This is a genomic window from Desulfobacterales bacterium (assembly GCA_028704555.1).
Classification (GTDB): domain Bacteria; phylum Desulfobacterota; class Desulfobacteria; order Desulfobacterales; family JAQWFD01; genus JAQWFD01.
The window spans coordinates 1-13,802 of sequence record JAQWFD010000037.1; the positions used below are offsets into that span (position 1 = coordinate 1).

At 50.0% G+C, this 13,802-nt stretch carries 11 protein-coding genes; 8 read left to right on the top strand and 3 right to left on the bottom strand.

What is annotated here, in order from left to right:
• Positions 1-394: 394 nt before the first annotated feature.
• Together PHQ97_12700 and PHQ97_12705 are read right to left on the bottom strand one after the other, a co-directional pair.
• Complete coding sequence (locus PHQ97_12700; protein MDD4393593.1) at positions 395-724, bottom strand: iron hydrogenase small subunit; 330 nt, start codon at positions 722-724, stop codon at positions 395-397.
• A gap of 12 nt (positions 725-736) precedes the next feature.
• Entirely contained in the window at positions 737-1,990 is a 1,254-nt protein-coding gene (locus PHQ97_12705; GenBank protein MDD4393594.1) for a [FeFe] hydrogenase, group A, read from the bottom strand.
• Between the two features lie 873 nt (positions 1,991-2,863).
• Between PHQ97_12705 and PHQ97_12710 the strand changes: the two genes are divergently transcribed.
• The 5 genes from PHQ97_12710 to PHQ97_12730 are packed head-to-tail and all read left to right on the top strand — an operon-like array spanning position 2,864 to position 8,726.
• Entirely contained in the window at positions 2,864-3,652 is a 789-nt protein-coding gene (locus PHQ97_12710; protein ID MDD4393595.1) for an ABC transporter ATP-binding protein, read from the top strand.
• A 2-nt stretch (positions 3,653-3,654) separates the two neighbouring features.
• Positions 3,655-4,686 (top strand): ABC transporter substrate-binding protein, encoded by a 1,032-nt coding sequence (locus PHQ97_12715; GenBank protein MDD4393596.1) that lies wholly within the window; start codon positions 3,655-3,657, stop codon positions 4,684-4,686.
• A 31-nt stretch (positions 4,687-4,717) separates the two neighbouring features.
• Positions 4,718-5,725 carry an iron ABC transporter permease gene (locus PHQ97_12720; GenBank protein ID MDD4393597.1) on the top strand — a complete coding sequence of 336 codons (1,008 nt, stop codon included), beginning with the start codon at positions 4,718-4,720 and terminating at the stop codon, positions 5,723-5,725.
• Positions 5,722-7,722: a radical SAM protein gene (locus PHQ97_12725; GenBank protein MDD4393598.1), complete on the top strand. Its 2,001-nt coding sequence runs from the start codon at positions 5,722-5,724 to the stop codon at positions 7,720-7,722. The genes PHQ97_12720 and PHQ97_12725 overlap by 4 nt, the downstream gene beginning before the upstream one ends.
• Entirely contained in the window at positions 7,719-8,726 is a 1,008-nt protein-coding gene (locus tag PHQ97_12730) for an ABC transporter substrate-binding protein (protein ID MDD4393599.1), read from the top strand. Before PHQ97_12725 ends, PHQ97_12730 begins: the two co-directional genes overlap by 4 nt.
• Here PHQ97_12730 and PHQ97_12735 read toward each other — a convergent pair.
• Positions 8,690-9,580 carry a hypothetical protein gene (locus PHQ97_12735; protein ID MDD4393600.1) on the bottom strand — a complete coding sequence of 297 codons (891 nt, stop codon included), beginning with the start codon at positions 9,578-9,580 and terminating at the stop codon, positions 8,690-8,692. The two genes, PHQ97_12730 and PHQ97_12735, sit on opposite strands and share 37 nt — an antisense overlap.
• A gap of 632 nt (positions 9,581-10,212) precedes the next feature.
• Here PHQ97_12735 and PHQ97_12740 point away from each other — a divergent pair.
• From PHQ97_12740 to hrpB, 3 genes are all read left to right on the top strand, one after another.
• The gene (locus PHQ97_12740; protein ID MDD4393601.1) at positions 10,213-10,383 is read left to right on the top strand and encodes a hypothetical protein; all 171 of its coding nucleotides are present in this window, start codon (positions 10,213-10,215) and stop codon (positions 10,381-10,383) included.
• A 279-nt stretch (positions 10,384-10,662) separates the two neighbouring features.
• Positions 10,663-10,833: a hypothetical protein gene (locus PHQ97_12745; GenBank protein ID MDD4393602.1), complete on the top strand. Its 171-nt coding sequence runs from the start codon at positions 10,663-10,665 to the stop codon at positions 10,831-10,833.
• Between the two features lie 407 nt (positions 10,834-11,240).
• Positions 11,241-13,787 (top strand): ATP-dependent helicase HrpB, encoded by a 2,547-nt coding sequence (gene hrpB / locus PHQ97_12750; protein MDD4393603.1) that lies wholly within the window; start codon positions 11,241-11,243, stop codon positions 13,785-13,787.
• Positions 13,788-13,802: the final 15 nt, after the last annotated feature.

Here is a 13,802-nt window from a genome sequence, read left to right on the forward strand (position 1 = left end):
TTTGCGTAATTCAATAAGGTAGAAAAATATAGTAAAGCAAATGTTTCGTAATATGATAAAGTATGGCATTAATTCAGATGTAACCATCTGATATAATAAAACCCAACCGTTATTTGGGTTCATAGGATAATACCTATCACACCGATGCGTTTATCCATGGAAAGATCCTTTCCGATTCAATCACAGAAAAAAGAAGTGAGAAATTTACGGACAGGCCCGCATCGGCAGGTGGCAGAAAAAGGAGGGGGGGGTGGGCTTCGCTTGGCCCCGTGATCCGGGGGCGTCGGGTCCGGCCTCTGATTCTGGCCGAACACTGTTCTGCATGAGAAGTCAGCCCTATGGTTCAGATTCCATCCTTCCCGCAGGCCGTACTTTCAGGAGCTATGCTCCCGGGTTAGACTTTCAGTTTCATACCTTTTGCCTTGAGCACCATTAACAATGGTGACCGGTCGGTATATTCCGTATGCAGAAGCTGATGCGCCATGTGAGAATTGGGTTCATGGAGATACTTCGCATAGAGTGCTTTGACCGACGGGTTGTCCTGGGACCTGCGGAATTTCATCTTCGTATCCTGGACGTATACCGATTCCTGCCGCTGCATAATATAGTCATTGGCAGCGGCAAAAGACATTTTTGTAAAATTCCATGTGTAAAGGGTGGCCCCGGCGGCCATACCGGCGATTTTGATAAACTGTCGCCGTGTTACATTCACGATGTTTTTCATGGCATTCCCTCCTTAAACCGCTTTTCTCATATTGAATCTTCGATTGATTCGGGCAACGATGTGCTTGAACAGTGATGCCTCCCGGACATCCGGCAATAACGGTTGTCCGCCGCCGTTCACGCATCCGCCCGGGCATGTCATGACTTCGATAAAGTGGTACCTGGATTTTCCTTTCTTGATCTCTTCCAGAATGGGGATGGTATTGAACAGCCCGCTGACAACGCAAACATTCAGATCGCCGAATTTTGGAACCGGTATGGTGGCCTCCTTTACCCCATTGCGGGAACGTACCGCCTTGATATCTACACTTTCCAGTGCCTGCCCGGAAACGGCCTCGTAAGCAAAACGCAGTGCGGCTTCCATAACCCCGCCGCTGCAACCGAAAATGGTAGCTGCGCCCGTGGATTCGCCCAGTTCTGTGTCTGGCTCAACATCGGGAAGACTGTTGAAATCAATGCCGGACTTTTTGATCATATAGGCCAACTCCCGCGTAGTGATTGTGGCATCGATGTCCCGATAGCCGCTGTCAGCTATTTCAGGTCTGAGCCCCTCAAATTTTTTGGCGATGCAGGGCATGATCGAAACCGTATAGATTTTTTTCGGCTCCGTATGGATAATTTCGGCTCCGTACGTTTTGCAAAGGGTACCGAGCATCCCGACCGGTGATTTGCATGTGGACAGGTTCGGAATCAATTCGGGATAAAAAGTTTCAACAAACTTGATCCAGCCGGGGCAGCATGACGTAAACTGCGGCAGGGGCTTTTTGACCTTTCCGGTCAGCCGTCCCAGCAACTCGCTTCCTTCCTCCATAATGGTAACGTCTGCTGTCCATTGGTTGTCCCATATATGATCAAAGCCGAGTTTTTTAAGCGCAGCAAACATTTTGCCGCCCGAATACGTGCCGGTGGGATGACCAAAGGCCTCCGCCAACCCATAGCGCACGGCGGGCGCCGGCATGGATACCACTACTTTGTCCGGATCTTTCAACGCTGAAAAAATTTCCTCTACAAAGGAAACGCCTTCATAAATCGCTCCGTAGGGGCAGTTGATCAGACATTGGCCGCAATTGACACAGGCGGCCGGATTTACAACCGTGCGGGGCCCGTCGTCGCCGTCTATGCATTGAATAGCACCGGTAGGACATTGGGATTCACATTCCCCGCAGCCCTCGCATTTGGTCTGATCAACCTGGACAAAAAACGCGTTTTCGTATTCTCCCCAGGATGGCGCATTCATCGACGTTTGCACATTTTCAATTTTTCTCATGGTTGACTCCTTTAAATTCAAAGTGGTTTCAGAATTTAACTCCAAACACGACGCTGATGCATCACCTCCTTTTTGACTGAAACAGTTTTTTCCGAACAGAGATTTTTCTCCGTTCGGCTTACTGTATTCTGCAAGAAATGGGTTGCCTGAATATATAACTTTACATGGATATTTTTCGAATTCAAAATGACGAGGATTGCAGCTGCTGGTATCGGCAAAGCACAACCTTAACAAGGTCTTTTTTCGGCACGGATATTTTCAACCGGGTACGGGATATTATCGGATTCTTTCGAGATTCAATTTTCTGACCTTTTTAAAATTGACGTCTTAAAATAGCAATGACGTTAAATGAAGTCAATATAAAAACATCTTATTTAAGTTTAATATAATGATGACAATAAATAACTTATAATAACTTATAATACGTATGGTAAATAAGAACGTTCTTGTCTCATCGTTCCATAGTGAAGCTTTCACCTGCCCGAGCCTGCTTTATTTTTGTAGCGTCTCCTGAAATTCATCTGCCTGACAGCGGAATGCCGGTGCCATGAAAGCAAAATCCATCGAGCGGGAGCGGTCGGTCTCTGGTTCATTCTGCCAAGGCAGAGCGCTGCGCTGTCCGGGGAAAAGAAACCGGGAATGGACGGGACGGAGCCTGCGACAATGTGTCCGAAATTATGATCAAGCCCCTCTTTTACTGCTTTGGGGATAACGGCCTGAACCGTTGAGGATAAAAATGCAATGAGGATGAACGGATGAAAAAATAGATCTTGTTTTTATTTGTTCATATGGTGTACTTCAGGTTAATTAAATTTTATAATAATTTTAAAAAAAGAAAATAAAAACCAATGGCAACCAAAAGCGACATATAAAATGGAAAGTTTTCTTGTCGGCACTGATATCGCGTTTTCTTATGATGGCAAGCCGTCGATTTTCAGCAAAATTTCCTTCGGCCTTCAGAAAGGCAATCTGTGTGCTCTGATGGGGGGAAACGGTTCCGGAAAAACCACGCTGTTGAATTGTATTTCCGGCACCCTTTCAGTGACATCCGGCAATATCCACCTCAACGGCACACCAATACAAAGCCTGTCAGGGCGTCAGCGCGCCCGGCTTCTGGGGACGGTGCCACAGGAGACTTCCGTCATATTTCCCTACAGGGTCAGGGATGTTGTCATGATGGGCCGGGCCCCCTATATCGGAACGTTTTCCATGCCCGGAAAGCAGGACAGGTATTATATCGAAAAAGCAATGGATGAGACCGGAATCCGCGCGCTCGAAGACGAGCTGTTTTCAGGTATCAGCGGGGGAGAAAGGCAGCTGGTTCTGATCGCACGTGCCCTGGCGCAGAACACGCCGGCCCTGCTCCTGGATGAACCCACCAGCCACCTGGACTTCAAAAATCAAATCAAAATTCTCTGCATTCTCAAACAACTCGTGAAGCAGAACCATCTTCTGGCGGTGATGGCCACCCATGACCCCAATCATGTTCTGCAGTTTGCCGATACCGTCATGATTCTGCACGACGGGGGATTTTACCGTCAGGGAAGTCCGCATGAGGTCATCAGCCGGGAAAGTATCAAGGCTGTTTATGAAGTGGATGTGGATGAGATTCGAAGCAACGATCGTATTCGCGGTGTGTTATTCCAGGCGGAGGCTGCCTGAGCATGAAGACGGTATTCAGAAACCTGCTGATAATATTGATCGTTTTGGCTGCCGTTGCGACCGGCGTGGGCTTTTTTCATTCCCGTTCTCCGGTTCGGCAGGGCAGCACTCATATCATCTATGATCAGACCGGTCGCAAAGTCCAGATACCCATGAGGGTGAATCGTGTGGTGACGTCCATGTATCCGATCGCCACACAGATCGTTTTCATGCTCGGGGCTCAGGATTGTCTGGCCGGCATATCGGATTATGATGTCAACGGGGTCATGAAACGGATTTATCCGGCCATTGAACGTATCCCGCGGCCAACCCGATCGGCCGGACAGGAAATCGGGGTTGAAGAAATTCTCAAACTCAAACCCGATCTCGTATTTACTCATTTCAGAAGTAACGTTGATGCACTTTCAGCGCTTGGTATCCCGTCGGTGTGCCTCAGACTGGAAAGCCCGGATGCGCTTATTGAAGGAATATTGCTGACCGGTAAGATCATGAACCGGGAAGACCGAGCCCGACAGATCGTTCAATATTACCGGCAGAAATTATCGGAAATCCGGAAACGGACCGAAACCATCCAGCAGAAAAAGACGGTTTATTTTGCCGGGCCTTCCATGCTTACCACGGCCTCCGGGGAACATTATCAGAATTTTTTGATTGAAAGCGCATCGGGAATCAACACGGCAGGGGAAAGTCGGGGCGGATGGGCCTCCATCTCCATTGAGCAATTGTTGAAATGGAATCCGGATCTCATTTTTATTGGAAATTATGGAACGGCCCGTGTCGGCAGCTTTACGGGCGATTCCCGGCTTAGCGATGTTGCGGCGGTTAGACGCGGAAACGTGTTCATGTCGCGGTTCTATATCGGCTCATGGGATGTGCCCACCCCGGAATCCATTCTCGGGATCATGTGGCTGGCGGGAAAGCTTTATCCCGAACACATCCGGTTCAACATGGCAGAAGAAATGACATATTTTTACTCGACGTTTTATGGCTATACGCCGTCTTCAGATGAAATTGAAGCTGTTCTGGCCGAATGATAATTAAAGAGTACACGCAATTTGTTCAGTAATGAAAACAACCAGAAATTACACGACGTACCTGATTTTATTCAATCTGTTCGTATTCACGGGTTCCGTGTTTATCGGACGCTACCCCATATCCGTTCCTGACATACTTTCCGTAATCGGTCATGTCTTCGACTCGGATGTCGCAGAATCCCATCAATTGATTCATACCGTCATATTCAAGGTCAGAATTCCGCGGATAATGATCGCCATGGTGATCGGTGCCGGGCTGGGTATTACGGGTGCCACGTTTCAGGGAGTTTTCAAAAATCCGCTGGTATCCCCCTATATTCTGGGCGTGTCTTCCGGCGGTGGCTTTGGTGCGGCCCTGGCCATTTTACTTTGCAACGATGTAATCTGGATACAGCTGTCTGCATTTGTATTCGGAATGATTGCCGTGGGACTGTCTTTGCTGACCGCACGCCTGGGATTCCGTATGTCGACCTATACCCTGGTGCTTTCAGGGATCGTGGTGGGATCATTTTTTTCGGCGATGATATCACTCCTCAAGTATGTGGCCGATACCTATACGAAATTGCCGGCGATTGTGTTCTGGCTCATGGGCAGTCTGGCAGCGGTAAACGTCCGGGACATGTTGATTACGGCTCCGGTAACGCTGATCTGCATCGGAGTGCTCATCATGTTGCGATGGCGTATCAATATCCTTTCGCTCGGTTCAGGTCAGGCCCGGGAGCTGGGGCTGAACACCACGGCACTGTATGTTACGATCATTACCTGTTCGACAATGATTGCCTCATCCATTGTGGCGGTCGCCGGAATCATCGGTTGGGTGGGGCTGGTCGTACCCCATTTATGCCGGATGATTGTGGGTGCGGATCATACCCGTCTGCTGCCGGCCTCGGCGCTGATGGGATCGGCCTATATGCTGATCGTCGATGATGTGGCACGCGCCTCCGTCGGTCAGGAAATTCCACTCGGTATTGTTACGGCGGTGATCGGCGCGCCGTTTTTTGCATATCTTTTAAGGCGAAATCAAGGAGGCAAAGGTTGAAATATCCGCTTACTACACTCTATCCGTCCTATATCGAAGGAATCCCGTTATTCCATTATCGCCCCGGCACCCGGGTGCTGGTTGTCGGGACCCATGGTTGCAATCTGGACTGCAAATATTGCATGAGTCAGCACCTGCTGAACGAGCCTGCGTATTATTTTGATTTAAGCCCGAAACAAATTATTAAAAAAGCCGTTACCGCAGGCTGTCGCCTGATCAGCTTTACGGCAAACGAGCCGGCGGTCAGCTTTGATTATTTCAAGGATATTGCCGAAGCTGCCGCCGATGCGGGTATTGCTGTGGGCTGTTCGTCCAACGGCCTGTTTTCCGATGCCCAGCTTAGCGAACTGGTTCAGTTCCTGTCCTTTGCCAACATCAGTATCAAGGGGCCCGACAAAAAATTTTATCAGGAAATTTGCGGTGGCGGCAGTCCGGAACGCGTATTTGACTGCATTCGACTGCTCCGGGAAAACGGGATTCACGTGGAGGCTACCACTCCGTATCTGCCGAGGATTGCTGAAGCGGGTATGGCCCACATTGCCCGAACCCTGGGCAGTATCGATGACAGCATTCCCTGGCTTGTATTCAGACTGATGCCTGAATACAAGCTGTCTGAAACCGCCAGACCCAAAGTTTCGGACCTGGTGCGTTTTAAAATCCGCTTACAGGAATACCTGAATCATATCTATCTGTTGAATTTTCCGGCAACACTCTGGATCGATACGTGCTGCCGCCAATGCGGACACAAATTGCTGACCCGGATGAGCAAGGGATTCGGGGCCGTTCTGGTGGATGTGGCACTGGCTGATGGACTATGCCCGGAATGCGGCGCATCTGCAGACATCATCGGAAACGCAGCGGTGGACACCGATCAAACCGTCGAGACCCCGGATCCGCGAACCGGGTACATTGAAGCAGACGGCTGGAAGGCTACTGTTGCCATGAGCAGCGGGTGTCTGGCCGGCAATGAGGACCGACGGCCCGGAATCGAGTCCCTGCAGCAGCGGCCTTATCCGGGTGATATGGATATGGCGGCCGATAACTGGGTGACGGACACGGCGCTATCCGTATTGGACATGTACCATCCGGATCTGATGGTAATGACCTATGCCCAGGCTGCATTGACCGGACGTCATCAATGCGAAGAAGAACAGTTTAAAAATATCGCCGTCAACCTGTTTGCGGAAATTGAACGATTCAAAAAGGCATCGGGTTATGAGGTCATGGTGGTGGGCATGGGGGATCTGGTCCGGACCCGGGGTGTCATCAACCTGGAAAAGCATATCGAAGGTGTTGCATCTGCTGAAGAAGGCATAGCCTGCCTGTATCATACCGGATCAGACGATGCCGATCAGGTAGCCCGCCTGACGGGAGTCCGTGAGGTGATTTCAAGTCATGATCTGGAAAAACGAATCGGCGTTCAATGGGATATAAAAGAATCCGGCCGGTATTTTGTGATTCCCGAAGCCGGGTACCGGTTTCTCGCCCTGAGTTCCGCCAGTCGCTACAGCTACCGAACTGACGGAATGCATTCGAATATTCCGATATGGGCCACGCTCGACATCCCGGACGCTATTACGGGTATCAGACAATGTATTTTCAATCATGTCATGAGCGGGAAAAAAATTGCACTGATGCTTTTAGACGGTATCGGTTTTAAGGATTTTGAACTCAAGGCCGCTTCCATCGCTAATACCGTTGGCGGCATTCCCTGTGCCTGCACGCCCCATCAGATGGCAATTATTTCCACCGGCAGGCCCGTATTTGAACCGTTTTTCGCTTACCCGAGATGGCGAATATCCCGACGGGTCAACCCGTTCTCACTGAGCACGTCCTACCTGCCGGATTGTCTGACCCGCGATATCACCCGCGCCGGGAAAATAGCCGTCAGCGTCGGGAATAAGAGCATTCTTACCCATTCAATGTTTCCCGGTGACCTGAGTATAGAATGCCACTGCATGGCCCTGCACAACTTTGGCTCACTGGCGGTGGTATGATGTATCAACGGCTCCGAATACTGCTGCCGGCAATTTTTTCTGCCGTCATTATTGCATGTCCGGTTGATGCCAGAACCGTCTGCGACATGATCGGCCGTCAGGTTCATGTGCCAAAGACCATGGAGCGGATTGCATGCCCCTATCGGGTGGCCGATGACATGATATTTGCACTGGGAGCTGCGGATAAGCTGATTGCCATATCGACCCGTCATCCCAATTCGATTAAAAAAAGTTTTTGTGAGGGAATCGATCACACCGGTTATGCGCAACCGGAATCCAGCATTGAAGAATTTTTGAGGCTTCGGCCGGATGGCGTGTTCATGCGTCCGGGGCCCCTGGTCTCGCGGCTCGAGGAAGTCGGCATTCCGGTATTTTGTCTCAAAGTGGAGGACCCGGACTCTATGATCCGGGGATTGATGATGATGGCTGATATCCTGGGCCGAAAGGATCATGCCAATCGAATTGCTGCCTATTACCGCGAGAAACTGATCTATATCAAGGAGTGCACTGCGTCGATTGTTCAAAAAAAGACCGTATATATGGCCGGATACCAATCCGTCTTTGCCACTATCGGCGGGGATTTTTACCAGGATCATCTGATACGGGCCGGCGGCGGCGTCAACGTGGCCCATGAACTTACGGGCGGATGGGTTTCGGTATCCCGGGAACATCTGGTGGCCTGGAATCCGGATTTCATTCTTCTGGCGCCTTACAGTCATATCAATGCCCGGGATGTCATGGATGAGGCCATAGAATGCGTCAACGCCGTTCGCAAGGAGCAGATCCATACTTTTCCAAGCTACCTGGACGCATGGGATCTGCCGACTCCCGAGTCTATTCTGGGAATCATGTGGCTGGCCAATATCCTGTATCCCGATAACATTCGGTTTGACATGGAACGGGAAGCTGAATATTTTTATAGTCAATTTTACGGTCGTTATCCAAAACCGGTTGAATGGAAGACCGGTCATCCCGGGATTGATTCACGAAAAGATTTTCCTTGATTGAGATCGAATGCCTGTAATCTTTTTAAGGCGAATTCGTGGCCTTTTTGGGTTCCCATCAACACCCCATTGATGCATCTGAAATCAGGAAGATTGTATTTGTAAATTTCTCCTGAAAACGTGGTCATTCTTCCCCCGGCTTCGTGAATAATAACATCCGCGGCCGCTATGTCCCAGAACTTTGGGACCGATTTCATTTTGTCTGATTTTGGAAGTATCGGGTATATTTCTCCTTGATTATTCAGAATAAACAAAGCTTTTACTACGGCTGACTCTATTGGCTTTCTTTTAAACCGGTGATGAGGATCGATCGCATCCAGAGCCCTTTGATAATCCGGACGGTGGATTGAGTTACGACTGCAAAGAATCGTGTGAATAGAATCTTTTTTCCCTGAATCAACCTTTAGTCCATTCAGATAAGTTCCTTCCCCTTTGACCGCCCATGCAATCAAATTTTGAGCGGGTGCATAAAGCACCCCTACTACCGGACGTCCATTTTCAACCAGGGCGATTGAAATGCCGAAGCATCCTGTTTTCTTTTTATATCCCATTGTTCCGTCAATCGGGTCAATTATCCATATTCGTTCTGCGTCGTACCAGAATTTGTCCGGTTCGGTTTCCTCGGTTAGCAGCTGATCTTCGGGCCATACCTGCCGAAAGTAATTGCTGACCATAAGATCGATTTTGGTATCGACTTCCGTGAAAATGCCAGCTTCAGGCGGCAAATTATTGCCTTTTTCGAATACCTCGTAATCAAGGTCGTAATAATGGAGCATCACAGATCCTGCCATATGAGCCACGGATACCGCACCATTTAATTCTTTCCTGTATCTTTTTGAAATCAGTTCATACATGGTTGAGATACCATTCCGGGTTTTAATTAAATAGAATAGAAATTTTCGGGCATGCTCATAACTGCGGCCATAACGTCGTGTATGGCTTCAGTTATTGATCAAGCCCGAATTTTGCTTCGTCATGCGGCGCTGCACGGCTCTCGTCCATGCTCATAAAAATGTGAACAAACCGAGCTTGTGGATTCACCGCGCGTCTTTCCGCGTGACCGGATTCCTGCCATACCAGTTTTTTATAGCATTATCCGATCATCAAGGGAAGCGGTGGATGAAACGTATCCAGTCATTTATTCTCAACATCAGCGAGAGAACATTCATATTGAACAAAATTTATCGGTCCATGTGCATTTAGGACTTGCCAAGCCTGAATATATAATATATTGAACGTCATAATGTGAGAGATGTGAAACATTCCCCGTTTTAAGCGATATTCATCATCTGATTTATTTCCCTTTTAGAGTACTATTTATCATTTATGTATATTTCTGTACTATTCAGGCGGACTATAAAAATGTGAAGGTCCGATAAAGGGGGGTCACATATAACCTTATGAGACTCTTTCTGGCTTTGTGTTTGAAATCAGAGGCCAGTGGGGTTTTAGGCAAGCAACCCATAACTAATACAGAAGAAGATTAATGGAAGAAACAAAAAGAAAACAGATTGAAGCCAAATTGTACCAGATGATTGCACAGGCCGATCAGGCAAAAAACGAAAAATCATCCGTCAACAGAAAATCCTTCGGTGTAACCGTCATACGCCGCCGCAAGGGAAATCCGGATTTACATATCGCCAGAGAAAACGTCTGAAATCCATCGGACCTCAGACCGACAGCGAATGCTGTAAACGCCTTCTCGACTGAAATATAAAATTCAAGGCCGCAGGCGGTAGCCATCTTATATCCCTTTTTTTGAATCCCATTTATTATTTATGTATACCCCTGTACAAAACAGACGGGCTATTAAAATATGAAGGTCTGATAAAGGGATCACCTATAACCTTATGAGACTCTTTCTGGCTTTATGTTTAAAATCGGAGGCCAGTGGGGTTTTAGGCAGGCAACCCATAACTAATACAGAAGAAGATTAATGGAAGAAGCAAAAAGAAAACAGATTGAAGCCAAATTGTACCAGATGATTGTACAGGCCGATCAGGCAAAAAACGAAAAATCACCCGTCAACAGAAAATCCTTCGGTGTAACCGTCATACGCCGCCGCAAGGGAAATCCGGATTTACATATCGCCAGAGAAAACGTCTGAAATCCATCGGACCTCAGACCGGCAGGGAATGTTGAAATCGGCTTCTTGACAGAAATATCCTACCGGAAATACTCATCGGTGTATCCGGAAATGGTTGTTTTTTGAATGTCAGGCTGAGATGTTGATTTTCAACAACTTAATGTATTACCTGAAGGTAAAAAACTCATCTCATTTCCGGATGGACGATTATTCATCAGATTTTATACAATCATCCGCAACGGTTATATAAGTATTATTTACGCTTTCATAGACCCTTACAATTTTTGACATCCGACAGAACCTCAGGATATCATGGATAAATTGCAGCCAGGACATGCGCATGATAAATGCAAGATGCGTAACGATGATTGCGGAATGCCGCAGGGGAAGCGCCCCATGCCTGCCCCGTTTTATCGAATTATTCTGATATGGCTGACCACCTTCCGATAGAGCAGGTAATACCTGACATACGCCGGGCGCTTGAAACCGGGCGTTGTGCGGTGGTTCAGGCACCACCCGGCGCCGGGAAAACGACTCTCGTGCCCCTGGCGCTTCTTGAGGCGCCCTGGCTGAACGGACAGAACATCGTAATGCTCGAACCCCGTCGGCTGGCCGTAAGGGCTTCGGCAAACCGTATGGCAGATTTGCTGAAAGAATCCGTAGGGCACACCGTGGGGTATCATATCCGGATGGAACGAAGGGCCGGGCCCCAGACACGGATCGAGGTGGTCACCGAGGGAATATTGACCCGCCGCATTCAGGCAGACCCGTCTCTGAAGGGAACGGGCCTTGTCATCTTTGACGAGTTTCATGAGCGAAATTTGAACAGTGATCTGGGGCTGGCCCTGTGCCTGGAGATCCGGGAGGCGCTGCGCGATGACCTGAGGATTCTGGTGATGTCCGCCACCCTGGATGCCGCTCCGGTGTCCGAACTCATGGGAAATGCGCCGATGATCGAATCCGTTGGCAAAAGCTGGCCGGTTGACACCCGATATCTTCCAATGAGAAGGGACAGCCGGGATGCCGGTGCGGTTGAACGGGCGTGTGCCGGTGCGATCAGGCAGGCGCTTTCCGAAGCAGCGGGCGATATGCTCGTGTTTCTTCCGGGAGCAGGGGAAATCCGGCGAGTGAGATCGCTCTTGTGCAATGCCGTACCCATGGACCATGTCTCTGTTCTGCCGCTTTACGGAAATCTTTCAGCAAAGGAGCAGGATGCGGCCATTGCCCCGTCTGTTCCGGGCCACCGCAAGGTGGTTCTGGCCACCTCCATTGCCGAGACGTCTCTGACCATCGACGGTATCCGGATCGTAATCGATTCCGGGCTCATGAGGATTCCACGGTTTTTTCCGGGTACGGGCATGAGCCGTCTTGAGACGGTACCCGTATCAAGGGCCTCGGCAGATCAGCGAAAGGGCAGGGCGGGACGAACGGCTCCCGGCATCTGCTACCGGCTCTGGCCGCAGGAAAGCCACCCCATGCTCAGGGCATTCAACTCTCCGGAAATATTGAGCACTGATCTGGCACGGCTTGCCCTTGAGCTTACCGTGTGGGGCGTATCAAATCCGGCAGATCTCAAGTGGCTGGACCCGCCGCCGGAAGGGGCCTTTGCTCAGGCCCGGGCCCTGTTAAAGAGCTTGGGTGCGCTCTCCCCTGACGGGGCCATCACCTCCCACGGAAAAAAACTGGCAGCGCTCGGAATTCACCCGCGATTCGGCCACATGATCCTGAAGGCAAAACAGACGGGGGCCGGTGCACTGGCCTGCCGCATTGCAGCGCTGATGGGTGAGCGTGATGTCCTGTCCTTTGCAGACGGTTTGCGCAATGCCGATATTCGGCTTCGCCTCGAGATGATAGACGCCGTGATCCATAAAAAGGCGCCTGACATGCAGGGCGTTTCAGTCAACCGTGCGGGCATCTTGGCAATCATAAAAAACGAGCGAAAACTGGAAAACGATCTTGGCATACGGCCGGAAAAAATCGATATCGGCCAGGCAGGTGAACTTCTTGCCCTTGCCTTTCCGGAACGGATCGCCATGGCAAGGCCCGGACAAAACGGCGAGTACCGAATGGCATCGGGTTCCGGTGCATTTTTCGACGAAACCGGGTCCTTTTCTTCAGAAAAATTTATAGTGGCTGCCGATCTGGACGGTAACCGGAAAAATGCCAGGATCTATCTTGCCGCTGCATACACGGAAAAAGCGCTTGAGAGGGATTTTGGCCATCTGCTTGAAACTCGGGAAACGGTGGCATGGGACAAAGCGGCGGGGGCTGTTGTGGCAATAAAAGAGCGGATATACGGGCAGCTGGTATTAAAAGAAGCGCCCCTGGCAGATCCCGATCCGGAGGCGATCGCCGCTGAGATGATGCGCGGCATCCGGCAGCGGGGCATCAATTGCCTTCCCTGGAACAAAAAGCTTCGACACTGGCAGGCAAGGGTGGTATTTTTAAAGAAAAACGGCGGTTTTCTGGATCTACCCGACCTGACGGATACCGCGCTTTGCCTTTCTCTGGAATCCTGGCTGCGGCCCTTTCTTTCCGGTATTTCATCAGCCAGCCATCTTAAACAGATAGACCTGAAATACGCGCTCCAGTCCATGCTCACCTGGGAGCAGCAGCAGCTGATCGAACAGCAGGCCCCGACGCATCTGACAGTTCCCAGCGGATCGAGGATTCCCCTGGATTACGGAGAACTCTCAGCCGGGCCTGTCGGGTCTCCGATTCTTGCTGTCCGCCTGCAGGAAATGTTCGGATTGGAGCAGACGCCCCGAATCGCAGGGGGAAGGATTCCGGTCACGCTTCACCTCCTGTCACCGGCCGGCCGGCCCGTACAGGTGACCTGCGATCTGAAAAGTTTCTGGAAAAATACATACCCGGATGTAAAAAAGGACCTGAAAGGGCGTTATCCCAAACACTACTGGCCCGATGATCCTTATACTGCCGAACCGACAAACAGAACCCGGCCCGGAGGGCGATAAAACAAATACTGGATC